This is a genomic window from Methylobacterium sp. Leaf469 (assembly GCF_001424745.1).
Classification (GTDB): domain Bacteria; phylum Pseudomonadota; class Alphaproteobacteria; order Rhizobiales; family Beijerinckiaceae; genus Methylobacterium.
On sequence record NZ_LMRE01000015.1, the window covers coordinates 21,267 to 34,713 of the forward strand.

At 68.2% G+C, this 13,447-nt stretch carries 14 protein-coding genes and 1 pseudogene; 7 read left to right on the top strand and 8 right to left on the bottom strand.

Annotated elements, in window-relative coordinates; genetic code table 11:
- Positions 1-89 precede the first annotated feature (89 nt).
- On the top strand, positions 90-359 hold the full coding sequence (locus tag ASG60_RS10465; protein ID WP_056385446.1) for a hypothetical protein: 270 nt from the start codon (positions 90-92) through the stop codon (positions 357-359).
- 260 nt (positions 360-619) lie between these two features.
- On the opposite strand, the gene ASG60_RS22625 is transcribed toward ASG60_RS10465, so the two are convergent.
- Positions 620-787, bottom strand: a complete 168-nt coding sequence (locus ASG60_RS22625; RefSeq protein ID WP_156398856.1) for a hypothetical protein — start codon at positions 785-787, stop codon at positions 620-622.
- A 289-nt stretch (positions 788-1,076) separates the two neighbouring features.
- Here ASG60_RS22625 and ASG60_RS10470 point away from each other — a divergent pair, with 289 nt between their 5' ends.
- The 3 genes from ASG60_RS10470 to ASG60_RS10480 all read left to right on the top strand — a co-directional run bounded on the left by ASG60_RS10470 (position 1,077) and on the right by ASG60_RS10480 (position 4,408).
- A complete protein-coding gene (locus ASG60_RS10470) occupies positions 1,077-2,768 on the top strand; it encodes a methyl-accepting chemotaxis protein (RefSeq protein ID WP_056385448.1) in 1,692 nt (563 codons plus the stop codon).
- Positions 2,769-2,949: 181 nt separating this feature from the next.
- Positions 2,950-3,879 (top strand): transporter, encoded by a 930-nt coding sequence (locus tag ASG60_RS10475; RefSeq protein ID WP_082531703.1) that lies wholly within the window; start codon positions 2,950-2,952, stop codon positions 3,877-3,879.
- A 187-nt stretch (positions 3,880-4,066) separates the two neighbouring features.
- Positions 4,067-4,408, top strand: coding sequence for a hypothetical protein (locus ASG60_RS10480; protein WP_056385450.1), 342 nt, complete (start codon positions 4,067-4,069; stop codon positions 4,406-4,408).
- 269 nt (positions 4,409-4,677) lie between these two features.
- Here ASG60_RS10480 and ASG60_RS10485 read toward each other — a convergent pair whose 3' ends face one another.
- Positions 4,678-5,109 (bottom strand): hypothetical protein, encoded by a 432-nt coding sequence (locus ASG60_RS10485; RefSeq protein ID WP_056385452.1) that lies wholly within the window; start codon positions 5,107-5,109, stop codon positions 4,678-4,680.
- Positions 5,106-5,873: a hypothetical protein gene (locus tag ASG60_RS10490; protein ID WP_244476633.1), complete on the bottom strand. Its 768-nt coding sequence runs from the start codon at positions 5,871-5,873 to the stop codon at positions 5,106-5,108. Before ASG60_RS10490 ends, ASG60_RS10485 begins: the two co-directional genes overlap by 4 nt.
- A gap of 365 nt (positions 5,874-6,238) precedes the next feature.
- Between ASG60_RS10490 and ASG60_RS22630 the strand changes: the two genes are divergently transcribed.
- Entirely contained in the window at positions 6,239-6,400 is a 162-nt protein-coding gene (locus tag ASG60_RS22630; RefSeq protein ID WP_156368987.1) for a hypothetical protein, read from the top strand.
- 21 nt (positions 6,401-6,421) lie between these two features.
- Here the strand turns inward: ASG60_RS22630 and frc are convergent, their stop codons facing one another.
- Positions 6,422-7,696 (bottom strand): formyl-CoA transferase, encoded by a 1,275-nt coding sequence (frc, locus tag ASG60_RS10495; RefSeq protein WP_056385455.1) that lies wholly within the window; start codon positions 7,694-7,696, stop codon positions 6,422-6,424.
- Between the two features lie 264 nt (positions 7,697-7,960).
- Positions 7,961-9,706, bottom strand: coding sequence for an oxalyl-CoA decarboxylase (gene oxc / locus ASG60_RS10500; RefSeq protein WP_056385456.1), 1,746 nt, complete (start codon positions 9,704-9,706; stop codon positions 7,961-7,963).
- Positions 9,707-10,185: 479 nt separating this feature from the next.
- Here oxc and ASG60_RS10505 point away from each other — a divergent pair, with 479 nt between their 5' ends.
- Positions 10,186-10,878, top strand: coding sequence for a GntR family transcriptional regulator (locus tag ASG60_RS10505; RefSeq protein WP_056169477.1), 693 nt, complete (start codon positions 10,186-10,188; stop codon positions 10,876-10,878).
- 21 nt (positions 10,879-10,899) lie between these two features.
- Here the strand turns inward: ASG60_RS10505 and ASG60_RS10510 are convergent, their stop codons facing one another.
- The 3 genes from ASG60_RS10510 to ASG60_RS10520 form a co-directional block, all read right to left on the bottom strand.
- Entirely contained in the window at positions 10,900-11,493 is a 594-nt protein-coding gene (locus tag ASG60_RS10510) for a PAS domain-containing protein (protein ID WP_056169480.1), read from the bottom strand.
- Positions 11,494-11,835: 342 nt separating this feature from the next.
- Positions 11,836-12,117 (bottom strand): hypothetical protein, encoded by a 282-nt coding sequence (locus ASG60_RS10515; protein WP_056169483.1) that lies wholly within the window; start codon positions 12,115-12,117, stop codon positions 11,836-11,838.
- 323 nt (positions 12,118-12,440) lie between these two features.
- Positions 12,441-12,857 (bottom strand): CBS domain-containing protein, encoded by a 417-nt coding sequence (locus tag ASG60_RS10520; protein ID WP_244476634.1) that lies wholly within the window; start codon positions 12,855-12,857, stop codon positions 12,441-12,443.
- 443 nt (positions 12,858-13,300) lie between these two features.
- Between ASG60_RS10520 and ASG60_RS23455 the strand changes: the two are divergent.
- Positions 13,301-13,447: pseudogene (locus tag ASG60_RS23455) on the top strand (oxalate/formate MFS antiporter); the annotation flags it as partial.

The window sequence follows — 13,447 nt, forward strand, 5'->3', positions numbered from 1 at the left end:
ATCGGTTCATTGCTCTGCGGTTTCGTCCTCGCCGATGCGGTCGGCGCTTCGCTCGTGGAAGTCCCGTCCACCGCGCGATCGCGGAACCGATGCGTATCGCCCCCGGCTGGCCTGAACGCACGGACTTCGCAAAGCCGCCGGACTTCACCAAGCCGCCGGACTTCGCCAAGCCGCCGGACTTCGCCAAGCCGCCGGACTTCGCCAAGCCGCCGGACTTCGCCAAGCCGCCGGACCTCACCAAGCCGCACGGACAGGTCTGCGTTCGGGTGACAGCACCGAAGCGATTCGTACGGCGCGCGGACTGGCACAGCCGTCACGCGCTCTCATCGCACGGCCGCGATTGCCGTGATGCCCGCTGAGTTCGCGGTTTTCCCCGCGATCGAGCGCGCGGCGACCCAGCCTTCCGCGCGATCGATCCGATGGATGTCTATCGGATTACCGTGTTCGCCGAGGTGATCTCGTGTCGATCCCCCAGGACGTTACGACCCGAAGCGACCACGTGAATGACATCCTGTTCGATGCATTCACGCCGTGCGCGAAGCTCCAGATCCCTCAGATGTGAGATGAGGGCTTCTCGCACGGGACCGATCCTGGGCGATGGCCGCCCCGACCCTGCACGTCACGTCTTCCGCCAGTGGTCCAATACATCGTCGGTGCGGAAGACATGCCCGGCATCGCGATACCCGTATTCCAGACGGACGACCTCGTCGGCTGTGATCGGGGGAACATCAAGAACCGACGAGATCGACTGGATGATCTCCAGCCCCATAAGGCTATGGAAAGCCATGATGGTCCGAAATCACCTGGGTTAGACTCCGCGCACCAATCCACGGCTGTGGTATGCGCAACGAATATGTTCGTAATCCGAAATGCGGTCGAGAAGGTGAAAGTTTTCGATTGATTGCGAATACCAGAAAGATGATGAATTTCGCATTGTATAGCCCTGCGCACCGCGAAGTACGGGTGTCGATCACGTTCGGAAACGTTTGGTCGGGGCATCACCCGTTAACCCTGCTTTCGTCTCTCCCCGGTACAAGGGGTCGGCCGCTAAAATCCGCTTTCAACATCAAAGAGTTATGTCAGTGACCATTCTTACGTCGATACGGGGCAAATTGATTGCCTGCTTCTCCGTCATGCTTGCGCTGATCTGCGCCCTGGCGGGCTTGGCCTACTTCCAGATCGAGACCATCAACCGGGCGGCGACGGAGATGCGGGCGACGCGGCTTCCGGCAACACAGGCGCTCGGCGGAATCCAGGCCGCGACCCTGCGGATCCGCGTCAACGGCAATCGCGTGCTCTCGGCGCGCACGGCGCAGCAGAAGACCGAGGCCCTGAGCGCGATCCAGCAGCGCCTGGCCGAACTCGACGGCGTCCGGTCGCGCTATGCTGGCCTGATCCAGGCCCCGGCGACGCGCGACCTGTACGCGAGCTTCGAGCGCCAATGGGCGGCCTATCTCGCGCAGCAGACCGAAGGGTTCCGCCTCGCAGAGCGCGGCGACGTCGAAGCCGCGCAGGAGCAGTACAATTCCACCCTGTCCGACGCCATCCGGGCCATCGTCGCCACCCTGAACAAGCTCGTCGAGTCCGAGATGTCGGCGGCGGCCTCGAGCGGCGTCGAGGCCCAGACCGCCTACGAGACCGCGCGGACGCAGATGCTCGGCTTCCTCGTCGGCGCGGCGATCCTCGCCCTCGGCGCCGTGGTGATGCTGGTCCTGTCGATCAGCCGCCCCCTCGGCCGCATGACGGCCGCGATGGGTCGGCTCGCCGGTGGCGACGCCGCGACGGAGATCCCGGCCGTCGGGCGGCGCGACGAGATCGGCGCCATGGCGGGCGCCGTGCAGGTCTTCAAGGACAACATGCTCCGCGCCCGCGCCCTGGAAGCCGAGACCGCGCAGGCACGCCTTGATGCCGAGGCGCAGCGCAAGGCCGGCATGCGCCAGATGGCCGACGCCTTCGAGCACGCCGTCGGGGGCATCGTCGGGATGGTCTCGTCCTCGGCCACTGAGCTTCAGGCGACGGCCCAGACCATGACCGTCACGGCGTCGGAGACGGCGAACCAATCGACGACGGTCGCGGTCGCGGCCGGCGAGGCCGCCGCCAACGTCCAGACCGTGGCGGCCGCCGCCGAGGAGCTCGGCTCCTCCGTGCAGGAGATCGGGCGCCAGGTCTCCGGCTCCTCCGGCCTCGCCCAGATGGCGGTGGGCGAAGCGGACCAGACCATGCAGCTCGTCCAGGCCCTGAGCCAGGCCTCGGCCCGGATCGGCGACATGGTCGGGTTGATCGCCAACATCGCGAGCCAGACCAACCTGCTCGCCCTCAACGCCACCATCGAGGCGGCCCGCGCCGGCGAGGCCGGGCGGGGCTTCGCCGTCGTCGCCACGGAGGTGAAGGAGCTCGCCTCCCAGACCGCGCGGGCCACGGAGGAGATCGGCAGCCAGATCACCCAGATCCAGGGGGTGACGGGCCAGGCGGTGGCGGCCATCGGCTCCATCACCACGCGCATCCGCGAGATCAACGAGGTCGCCGCCTCCATCGCGGCCGCCGTCGAGGAACAGGGTGCCGCGACGCAGGAGATCGTGCGCAACGTCGCCCAGGCCTCCACGGGCACGAGCGAGGTCACGCACAACATCGCCGGCGTGGCGCGCGCCTCCGAGGAGACCGGGGCGGCGGCGAGCCAGGTTCTGTCGGCGGCCTCCGAACTCTCGCGCCAGTCCGAACACCTCGACGCCGAGGTGGCTCGCTTCCTCGGCACCGTACGGGCCGCCTGACCCGGGCGCGACCGCGGGACGGTCGATCGGCGCCCGGAGCGATCTGTGACATCCGGGCGACAGGGGGCGCTCGACGCGTGGGCAGACCGGACGAAACACGGCGGTCGGCCCGTCAACTCTACCGAGGGCTCGTTCGGCCGCGGCGCATTCCGTGCCGCGGACGGCCCCGAAGAGGCGACGAATGATCGGCAGAATCCGCAAGGCCGCCCGCCGGCTCGGAACGGCCCATCTGCGACGGACGGCACGGTCCGGCAGCGCGGCGCTCGTCGCGGGCGTCCTCGGTCTCGGTTCCGGCGCCGCCGAGGCCGCATCCGCGGCGCAGCCCGGCCAGACCGTCGGCCTTCCCGTCGGGGCGCAGTTGCCCGTCGGCCTCTACTTCGTGAACACCTCTAGCTTCGGCGTGCGGGATACGCGCCCCCTCGGTTCCGAATCCAACATCAACCTGCCGACCTTCCTGTGGGCGACGCCCTGGAGCCTGTTCGGCGCCCGGCTGAACCTCGTGGTGATCCAGCCCGTGGTGGCGGCGAGCGCGCGCGGCGCGCCCTACCAAAGCGGCATCGGCGTGCCGCTGATGGCCGCCCAGCTCGCCTGGAAGCTCTCCGACAATTTCGGCGTCAGCTACCTGTTCGGCGGCTACCACCCCGTCGAGACCCGGTTCGTGATCCAGAACGCCTCGCTGAGCCACCGCTTCGCCGCGACCTATTCGGGCGACGGCTGGAATCTCACGGCGAACCTGCTCTACGGCATCTATCTCGACCCGATCTCGCCCCAGGGCGGGGTCTATCCCGACTATCTCAACCTCGATCTCACGGCGACGAAGAAGTTCGGCAAGTGGGAGATCGGCCCCGTGGCCTTCGGCTCGTCCGACCTGCCGACGCGCTTTCCCGGCTATCGGCGTCAGGGCCAGATCGCGGTGGGCGGGCTCGTCGGGTACAATTTTGGGCCGGTGAACCTGCAGGCCTACGTCACGCAGGACGTGGTCGAGCGCAATTACGGCGGGCGGGAGACCCGCGGCTGGCTGCGCGTCATCGTGCCGATCTACAAGGAAGCCACGAACTCGGCCGCCCCCTCTCCCTCCGTCACCGGCCCGGCCAGCCTCGCCCGGCGCTGATCCCCGGCTTTCCGTCCAGCGGGAGGCATCGGGCCCCGCCACCGGGCATCGGGCCGATCGAGGCCCTCGACTTTTCGGGATCGATCGGGCGAAACCGTCTCTGCACGCCTCAAGAGGGGGGCGCGGGGATCGAAGGGCGAGCGGCCGGGGGCCACCACGCGCGCAGTCCCGCGTGGAGAAGACACCGATGATCATCTGGTCCGGCTGGGGCGTCCTCAGCGCCCTCATCGCCGCTATCGCCTTCGCGGGCGGCGTGCTTCTCGATCTCCAGTTGCCCAGGGTCGGCATCCCCGCGCCCACCGGCCTCGTGCTGGCGTGGCTGGTCGGAGCGAGCGCGAACTGGGTCCTGGGCAAGCGCCTCAACGGCCGGCCCGGCCGGGAGATGATCAACGCACGCACGGGGCAGCGCGTCCTGTTGGTCCGAAAGCACACCCTGTTCTGGATACCGATGCAGTACTACTCGATCCCGATGCTGGTACTCGGCGCTCTGGTGGTGGTCGGCCTCGTCCTCCAGACGCCACCGGCCTGATGCGCCCGGCGGTCACGGCCGCCCGGCGCAATCCGCGCGGTCGCCGTTCGAGCAGGAAGACGCGGTCCGCATCGTCCGGCGGAGCGAACCGCCCCGGCCGCGCGGCATCGGCGACGGAGGGACAGGCGGCATCGGGGCGGAAGCCGCCCGGCGCCCTCTTCACCTTTCGGCACCCGACGACGTACCGCGCATGGCCGCCATCGGCGAAGTTCTCCGCCCGGGCGCCAGCAGGAGCGGAACGAGAATCGCAAGACGCAGGCGATCGGGTCTCACAGGGTGAACACCGCGACCCAGACCCGGCGCCGCCCCGGGCCCGCGGGGGCGACGACGACTTTCCGGCTGCGCCGGCCCGGGATCAGGGTCTCGCCACCGGCACTGCCCTTCGGCCAGGCGGCGGGCCACCCCGGGAGGCCCGTCCCCAGGATGAGCAGGCCTGGATCGAGGCCGGGCGCGAGACCGTCGGGCACGAGCCGGGTCGCGAAGGCGTCCGCATCCGCCGCCGGCGCGTCGAAGCCGAGGCGCATCAGCCGGTCGATCCCCGCCTCGTTCACCGCGTGGAGGTCGCGGTGGCTGGGCGGCAGGGCGACGCCGAGGAACGCCTCGATCTCCGGAACCGTGGGCGGGCGCTCGGGGGCGCAAGCCCCCGGACCGATCGCCAGGAGAATGCCGAACAGCGCGGCTGGGAGACCCCGAAGAATCACGGCCTCCGCCGGTAGACGCCCCGGAAGGTAACGTTGGCGCCGCCGCAGGCGAGGTTGTCGTCGACGACGAGCCAGGGGCCGAGGCGCCGCAGCCACACCTTGCAGGTGTACGCGTCGGCCGTCTCCACCGGCACGCTGCCGCCCTCGCCCATGGCGAAGCGCGCGGCGTCGCCCGCCGGGGTGACCTCGCCCTCGATCTCGCCGGTGTGGACGCCGCCGCGCCGCATTCGCTCGGGGTCGCCCATGCCCCAGGTGGCGTCGCCCTTCACCGCGACGGTGCCGGGTTTGACGCCGGCCGCGAGGCGGATCTCGGCCTCCGCCTTCGTCCAGGTGCCGGACCAGCCCTCCGGGGTGAGGGCACCTGCGGGTTCGTCGGCGACGGCCGCGGCGGGCAGCCACCCGGTCCGGTCGGCCCCGTCCCGGGCACCCGGGTAGGTGGCGCAGACATGGGACCCGCGCCGATCCGTCAGGATCACGCCGTCGCCGGCCACCAGATAGGCCCGCTCGCGGCAGGCCGCCCCCGCCTCGGGACAGCCGTCCTGAGCCAGCCCGTCCTTGAGGAACGCGGTCCGGCCCGCGGCGGTGATGCGCCCGAGGGTCGGGGCCGGACCTTCGGAGAGCGCCGGAACCCGCCGGCATTCGTTGGAATCCGCCCGCGCTTCGTCCGCCGGGACCGCGAGGCCGGCCAGCAGCAGGACGAGGCAGACCGGAACCCGGGCTCCAAACCCAGCCATCCGCGTGCGCCGCACCATTCTGGAGGTCATCCCGTCACTCCGCTCGGACGATGGCTCGGGCGCTCGCAAGACGCTGCGCCCGCGTCCGGCCCCTATCACGCCGCGTGCCGAGGCGTCATGCGGCCGGTCCCGACCGGGCGAACCATCGAACCGCTGCGCCGTCAGGGTCGGGTCGCGTCATGGCCCGGGCCCAGCGAGAAACCGTCATCGAACCGGACTGTTCGCCACCGGAATCGGGGCCTCGCCCACCGGAAGGCCTGCGCCCCGCCCGGACCGGAACGACCTTCGGGCTCAAGCCATGCTCACCGGACAATGCTGGTGTTAGAAATGTGATATACCAATTTGCGCTGCACCATGGCATAGAAGCGCTGCAACATCACCCGAGGGGACCCGCCATGCTCACCACCGTCATCATCTCGACCGTCAGCCTCATCGCCCTTCAGGTTCTCCTCGTCGTCAAGGCCGCCGATCGCCTGTCGCCCGAGACCGGCACCCGCAGCACCGCCGATCACGCCGCCGCAGCCACCACCGCCGGCCGTTTCGCCGGGATCGCCTGAAAACTCAGACGACACGAAGCCCTACTCGGCGGCGATCCCCACGGGGGCGCCGATGGCGCCGGATCGCGACAGGGCGAGGCATTCGACGGCCGAGTAGCCCAGCACATCGCGAAGAATCTCGTCCGTGTGCTCGCCCAGAAGCGGCGAGCGCGTCACCTCGGTCGGACTCGCCGAGAGCTTGATGGGATTGCCGACGGTGAGGTACGGCCCCCGCGTCGGGTGATCGACCTCCACCACGGTTCCGGCGGCGCGCAGGCCCGGATCCTCCGCGATCTCCTTCATGGAGAGGATCGGCCCGCACGGAATGTGCAGGGCGTTGAGGATCTCCATGGCCTCGAACTTGGTCTTGGCCATGGTCCAGGCCTCGATGCGGGTGAAGATCTCGTTCAGGTGCGGCAAGCGGGCCTTGGCCGTCGCGTAGTCCGGGTGGGTCTTCCAGTCCGGTTCGCCGATGACGTCGCAGATCTTTTCCCAGACCGGCCCCTGCGTGATGAAGTAGAGGTACGCGTTGGGATCGGTCTCCCAGCCCTTGCACTTCAGGATGCGCCCCGGCTGGCCGCCCCCGGAATCGTTGCCGGCCCGCGGCACGGCATCGCCGAACGGGATGCCCTCCCCGAACTGACTGTATTCCCGCAGGGGCCCGCGCTCGAGGCGCTGCTGATCGCGCAGCTTGACCCGGCACAGGTTGAGCACCGAATCCTGCATGGCGCAGTCCACCCGCTGGCCGAGGCCCGAATGGGTGCGCTGGTACAGGGCGGTGACGATGCCCAGCGCCAGATGCAGGCCCGTGCCGGAATCGCCGATCTGCGCCCCCGTCACCATGGGCGTCCCCGTGCGGAACCCCGTGGTCGAAGCCGCGCCGCCGACGCACTGGGCGACGTTCTCGTAGACCTTGCACTCCGAGTAAGACCCCGGCCCGAACCCCTTCACGGAGGCGAGAATCATGCGCGGGTTGGCGGCGTGGATCGTCTCCCAGGTCAGGCCCATGCGAGCGAGCGCGCCCGGCGCGAAGTTCTCCACCAACACGTCGCACTCGGCCACCAGCCGCCACAGCACCTCGACGCCCTCGGGCGTCTTGGTGTCGAGAGTGATGGAGCGCTTGTTGTGGTTCAGCATGGTGAAGTACAGGCTGTCCACGTCGGGCAGATCCTGAAGCTGATCGCGCGTCGCATCCCCGGCTCCGGGCCGCTCCACCTTGATCACGTCCGCGCCGAACCAGGCCAGCAACTGCGTGCAGGTCGGCCCCGACTGGACATGGGTGAAGTCGAGGATTTTTACGTTTTCGAGCGCTTTCATGGTCTCACCGGGTGATTGAGGCGACATGACGCCGGACGCTGATCCATCGACTCGGGTCGCTTGATCGCGGAGGGCCGATCAATCCGAGGGGACGGCCCTCACACAGCCTACGGGTGACTCGGGTCCGCTCTGCTGAAAGGAGAGGGACAGGGTGAGGTGTGCGAACTTTCCGAAAAGGTCCCACACCTCACCCCGACCCTCTCCTTCCAGGAGAGGGAGCGCGTCGCGCTTCACGTCGAAACGCGAAGGCTCACGCCGAGCGGATCAGGCCGGCTTCTTGCGGACCGTGCTCTGCGGGTTGAGGCTGCCGATGTTGCCGCTCTCGGTGCCGGCGGCCGGGTCGATGACCGCGTTGATGAGGGTCGGACGGCCGGAATCCATGGCGGCGTTGACGGCCTGGGACAGCTCGTCCGGCGTCGTCGCGTGGACACCGACGCCCCCGAAGGCCTCCATCATCCGGTCGTAGCGCGAATCCGCCACGAAGACCGTGGTGGCCGGATCGCGGCCCGTCGGGTCGATGTCGGTGCCGCGATAGATGCCGTTGTTGTTGAACACCACGATGCAGATCGGCAGGTTGTACCGACAGATGGTCTCGACCTCCATGCCGGAGAAGCCGAAGGCCGAGTCGCCCTCCACCGCCAGCACCGGGTGGCCGGTCTCGACGGCCGCCGCGATGGCGTAGCCCATGCCGATGCCCATGATGCCCCAGGTGCCGACATCGAGGCGCTTGCGCGGCTTGTGCATGTCGATGATCCCGCGGGCGAGATCGAGGGTGTTGGCGCCCTCGTTGACCAGGATCGCATCGGGCCGCTGCTGGATGATGGTCTTGAGCGCACCCAAGGCTCCGTGAAAATCCATCGGCGCCGCGTTCTTGCGCAGCTTGCCCGCCATCTTGGCGAGATTCTCGTCGCGCTTGGCCGCGATGGCGTCGGTCCAGGCAGCGGGGGGCGGCGCCCAGCCCTGGCCCATGCCGTCGAGGAGGGCGGCGACGCAGGAGGCGATGTCGCCGACCACGGGCGCGACGATCTCGACGTTGGAATCCATTTCCCGGGGCTCGATGTCGATCTGGATGAACTTCTTCGAGCCGGGCGCCCCCCAGGTCTTGCCCTTGCCGTGGGACAGCAGCCAGTTGAGCCGCGCGCCGACGAGAAGGACGACGTCGGCCTCCTTCAGGACGAGGGAGCGCGCCGCGCCCGCCGACTGGGCGTGGGTGTCGGGGAGCAGGCCCTTCGCCATGCTCATGGGCACGTAGGGAATGCCGCTGCGCTCGACGAGGTCGCGGATCGCGTCGTCGGCCTGGGCGTAGGCGGCGCCCTTGCCGAGCACGATGAGGGGGCGCTTGGCTTGTCTGAGCACGTCGAGGGCGCGCTTGATGGCGTCGGGGGCGGGCAGCTGCGCCGGGGCCGGGTCGATGACCTTGACGAGGGACTTGGCGCCGGCCTCCGCGTCCATGGTCTGGCTGAAGAGCTTGGCCGGGAGGTCGAGGTAGACGCCGCCGGGCCGGCCGGACACGGCGGCCCGGATGGCGCGCGCGACCGCGATGCCGATATCGGCGGCGTGCAGCACGCGGAAAGCGGCCTTGCATAGGGGCTTGGCGATGGCGAGCTGGTCCATCTCCTCGTAATCGCCCTGTTGCAGGTCGACGATCTCGCGCTCGGACGAGCCCGAGATCAGGATCATCGGGAAGCAATTGGTGGTGGCGTTGGCCAGCGCCGTCAGGCCGTTGAGGAAGCCGGGGGCCGAGACCGTGAGGCAGATGCCGGGCTTCTGCGTGAGGAAGCCCGCGATGGCGGCGGCGTTGCCCGCGTGCTGCTCGTGGCGGAACGAGATGACCCGCATGCCGGCGGCCTGAGCGAGGCGGCCGAGATCGGTGATCGGGATGCCCGGCACACCGTAGATGGTGTTGATGTCGTTGAGCTTCAGGGCGTCGATGACGAGGTGGAACCCGTCCGTGATCTCGGGCTCGACGGCGGCGTGATCCTCGACGATGCGCTGGGCTAAGGCGGACATGGTTTCCTCCTGGAGTTGTTCTTGGGTTCGTCTTCCGGCGACCGGACGGACGGGTCCGGCCGCGGTCACGCGAGCCCGCACACCACGCCGGCGACGCGGCGAGGGACGGGATCGGGACACCGATGGCGTCGGCGTCGGGTGTGGAAAGCGTCTGGCGCGACGGATTGCGGCGTTGCTGTTTGCCAGTTCACAAACGTTGGCATACCAAATACCAGTCGTCAAGCAACGCGGGTCGCGAACCTTGCCTGGCGGTCGGGTCGCCGGTAGTCCGAAGGGCTCGGCGGCCGTCCGGGCGTGATCGCCGCGCCGCGGGGCTGGTCGGGCGACCGATTCGGTTCCGGGCGACGGCGATCTTGATTCGGCTTGGGATCGCGCGCCCCGCCTCCGCTCAAATCCTTGTCTGACAAGGCCAAATTTGGCATGGTCGAGGCAGAGCCGGCCCGGTCGAGGGCATCACTCCCACACCTTCCGGGGCGAAGATGGTCAGTTCCGACATGTTCGAAGTCAAACCCATCGCCGCAACGTCGAGCTTGCGCGCGCTGGCCTACGATGCGCTGAAAGAAGCCATCACCAACATGAACATCTACGACCAGAAGGAGGAGGTGCGCCTCGACGAGCGCAAGCTGTCCCTCAACCTCGGGGTCAGTCGCACCCCCGTGCGCGAGGCGCTGACGGTACTCGAGCAGGAGGGCTTCGTGCGCTTCGAATCGCGGCGCGGCGTGTTCGTGATCAAGAAGACGAAGCGTGAGATCGTGGCGATGATTCAGGCCTGGTCGGCCCTGGAGAGCATGGCCGCCCGCCTCGCCTGCACCCGGGCGACGGACGAGCAGCTCGCCTGCCTGCGCGAGCACTTCCCCGAATTCTACGAGGGTCGCCCGTCGGATCATCTCGACGAATATTCGGACGCGAACATCCGCTTCCACCAGAAGATCATCTCGCTCGGTCAGTGCGACGTGATCCGGGACATCACCAGCAACCTGCTGATGCACGTGCGCGGCATCCGCAACGCGGCCCTGCGCCAGGGCGACCGCGCCGCCAACTCCATCAAGGAGCACGTTGCGATCATCCAGGCCCTGGAGGCCCGCGACGCCGACCTGTCCGAGCGCCTCGTGCGCGAGCATGGCCTCGGCCTCGCCCGTCACGTCGAGATCTACGGCGACTACCTCGACTGAGGGTCGGGATTCCGCACAGACCTACTGCCAGTACCGGTCGTTCGTCCGCGCGATGGCGCGGCCGAGGCTGAGCAGGAGCAGGTTGGCGGCCTCGACCACCTCCGGCGGGGCATCGAACTTCAGCGCGTGCTTGAGCGAGATGGCGAGATCCGCCGCCTGCGCCAGGGAATCCGCCTGGGTCGGGGCCGTGCCGAGGACGTAGCGCTCGCCGCCGTCGCGCATCTCTGTGATGTCGATGAGGATGCCGTGCGACCGCTCCGGCCGGCCTGCGGAATCGTGGTAGGTCCGGCCTCGGCTGAGCAGCCAGCGGACCGAGCCGTCGGCCTGGAACACCCGGTACTCGGCCAGGACCACGCCGCCGGCGCGCACGGCCCGGAGCATGTGTTCCATCAGCCAGGTCATGTCGCCCGGATGGACGAGGGCGAGGGCGCCGGGGCCGCTGAGCTCGCACCCGGCGAGCTCGGGCTTGCCCGTCAGCAACCGCGCCGCGCCCTCGTCGTAGGTGACGACGCCGCGGGCATGGTCCCAACCCCAGGTCCCGACGACGCACGCCGCATCGAGGACGGCACGCAATCCGTCGAGATCGGTCGGTTCGTTGGTTGTCGTCACGTCCATGGAATGGCTTTCGATCGCGGCGACCCGTCCCGCCGCCGCGACAACATGGAAAACCACGCGTTGCGCGACCGCAATCATGGACGCGACACTGAAATCGCACCAAACGCACGTCGCCGTATCGACAGGAATAGGCTGTCGGACCGTTACCACGTGCAACCATGGCCGGTCGTTAACCCCGGGTGGGGTTCCGATATGTGCCAGGGGCATGGCGCTTACACGGCATGCCGATCGTAGGGACAGTAAGGAAAGAACGCAGGGCGCCGCGCGGCGCTGCCATCCCGGCGCCCGGGATCGATGGGCGATCGGGCGTCCCGTTCCCTGAAACCGTCCACCCCGGAGTGTTCAGGCGACGCGGGCCTCTTCGATTTCGTCGAGGCGCAGCTGGTAGAGGTCGCCCCACAGGATCCCAGCCTTCTCGTACCAGGCCGGATCGAAGAACAGCTTGGCGCAGAACTCGCTGTCCCAGATGCTGACGACGATAACCCGTGCATCGACAACCTTCACGTGCCGGCTGACGAGCCCGCGCGTGATGCCCACGGACGGGCACATGTCCATGCTGGTCATCCCGTACTGGTTCTCGCCGCTGAAGATCACGGGACATTCGAGGATCGCGAGATACCGCATGGTGTTCCCCTTGGAGCGGGCCGACGTGCCCGCATGGTGCCCTGGCCCCCTTCGGGGCGGTGCCGTCTCGATCGCGGTCCGGCCTCACCGATCCGTGATCCGCCCGATCGTTTTGTATTCATTCCGATGTCGGGTCAACACGGATCGCACGAAACCGGTTGTCTTACGCTGGCGACTGTCATTGGTGCAGCGCAAGACTTCTTCGGCCCTGCGACAAGGCCGTGAAATCTTTCGGAAGAGCTTGGCGGTCCGCACGAAAACCGGTTGTCGCAGCAGGACGGCTTGCCTGGCCGACACGATCTGCCCCGGGAGAGGCGGTTCGCCTATGGGGCGGCGCATCCTTTCGTCCGGTCGGGCGGGACCGCGAGGCAATCCCAGATGGTCTCGATGGCGCGCAGGGCGAAACCGTCCATCACCGCGACCTGATCGGTGCGGTGCGCGCAGAACGCCGCGAGACGCTCCTGCGGGCCGGCGCCCACCGCCACCGTGGCGAAATCGGTCTTCGCCAGGGTCCACACCAGGGCGTCGAACACATCTATACCGTGGGTCGTCACCGCCCGGAACAGGTCCCGTTCCGTCAGGAGGCCGATGATGGCGCCCTCGGCCGCGCGCCGCCCGTCGATCACCACGAGGGCCTCGGTGCCAGGGCGCGCCAGGAGGCGCATGGCATCGCGCACGGTCCGGTCCATGCAAATGTACTGGAGGGCCGCGCCGCGACCGTTCGAATCGCTGATATCCACGGCCGCGAATCCTCCGCCGGGCTGCTTCGACCACACTGGTATGCACAATACCTGTGCCGATGGCCACATATTTTCGCAGCAGGGGATGAAACCAGCACCATCGTTCCGGTTTCGACAGCCAAAGGCGCGGGCCGGAATGCGCGCGTCGGCCGGATCCGAAACGGCATGCGCTCGGCGCATCTCGAATACCATTTTTTACTGCGGCCTGCGAGCCGCACATAGATGTAGCGATGTAATTCGCAGTGGTCGTAAGACATGGTGCGGCGCAAAATCGAATTTTGTTGCGCCTACTCTTGACGGCGCCGACCGGCCGCGCAACCTTGGTATTCCAAATACCAGACGGCGTCGGGACAGGCGTCCGGACTGCGCGGCCAAGATCCAGGGTCGTCCCAGGGTCCTCGGCGCAGCCCCAAATCACCAGAACATCAATCGGGAGGATCGTCATGACCAGGGTAGAACCAAGTAAGGTCGAACGCGTCGGCGATGGATATCGCTGGGGCCAGCTCGTGATCGGCGTCATCTGCATGGTGATGATCGCCAACCTCCAGTACGGCTGGACGTTCTTCGTCCCCGACATCCAGAAGAAGTTC

Excerpts from the sequence above, each read along its gene's own strand:
- ASG60_RS10515 (WP_056169483.1), bottom strand. The coding sequence starts at position 12,117 with ATGCGGTATCTCGCGATCCTCGAATGTCCCGTGATCTTCAGCGGCGAG.
- ASG60_RS22625 (WP_156398856.1), bottom strand. The coding sequence starts at position 787 with ATGGCTTTCCATAGCCTTATGGGGCTGGAGATCATCCAGTCGATCTCG.
- ASG60_RS10470 (WP_056385448.1), top strand. The coding sequence starts at position 1,077 with ATGTCAGTGACCATTCTTACGTCGATACGGGGCAAATTGATTGCCTGC.
- oxc (WP_056385456.1), bottom strand. The coding sequence starts at position 9,706 with ATGTCCGCCTTAGCCCAGCGCATCGTCGAGGATCACGCCGCCGTCGAG.
- ASG60_RS10505 (WP_056169477.1), top strand. The coding sequence starts at position 10,186 with ATGGTCAGTTCCGACATGTTCGAAGTCAAACCCATCGCCGCAACGTCG.
- ASG60_RS10510 (WP_056169480.1), bottom strand. The coding sequence starts at position 11,493 with ATGGACGTGACGACAACCAACGAACCGACCGATCTCGACGGATTGCGT.
- ASG60_RS10475 (WP_082531703.1), top strand. The coding sequence starts at position 2,950 with ATGATCGGCAGAATCCGCAAGGCCGCCCGCCGGCTCGGAACGGCCCAT.
- ASG60_RS10480 (WP_056385450.1), top strand. The coding sequence starts at position 4,067 with ATGATCATCTGGTCCGGCTGGGGCGTCCTCAGCGCCCTCATCGCCGCT.
- frc (WP_056385455.1), bottom strand. The coding sequence starts at position 7,696 with ATGAAAGCGCTCGAAAACGTAAAAATCCTCGACTTCACCCATGTCCAG.
- ASG60_RS10490 (WP_244476633.1), bottom strand. The coding sequence starts at position 5,873 with ATGACCTCCAGAATGGTGCGGCGCACGCGGATGGCTGGGTTTGGAGCC.
- ASG60_RS22630 (WP_156368987.1), top strand. The coding sequence starts at position 6,239 with ATGCTCACCACCGTCATCATCTCGACCGTCAGCCTCATCGCCCTTCAG.
- ASG60_RS10465 (WP_056385446.1), top strand. The coding sequence starts at position 90 with ATGCGTATCGCCCCCGGCTGGCCTGAACGCACGGACTTCGCAAAGCCG.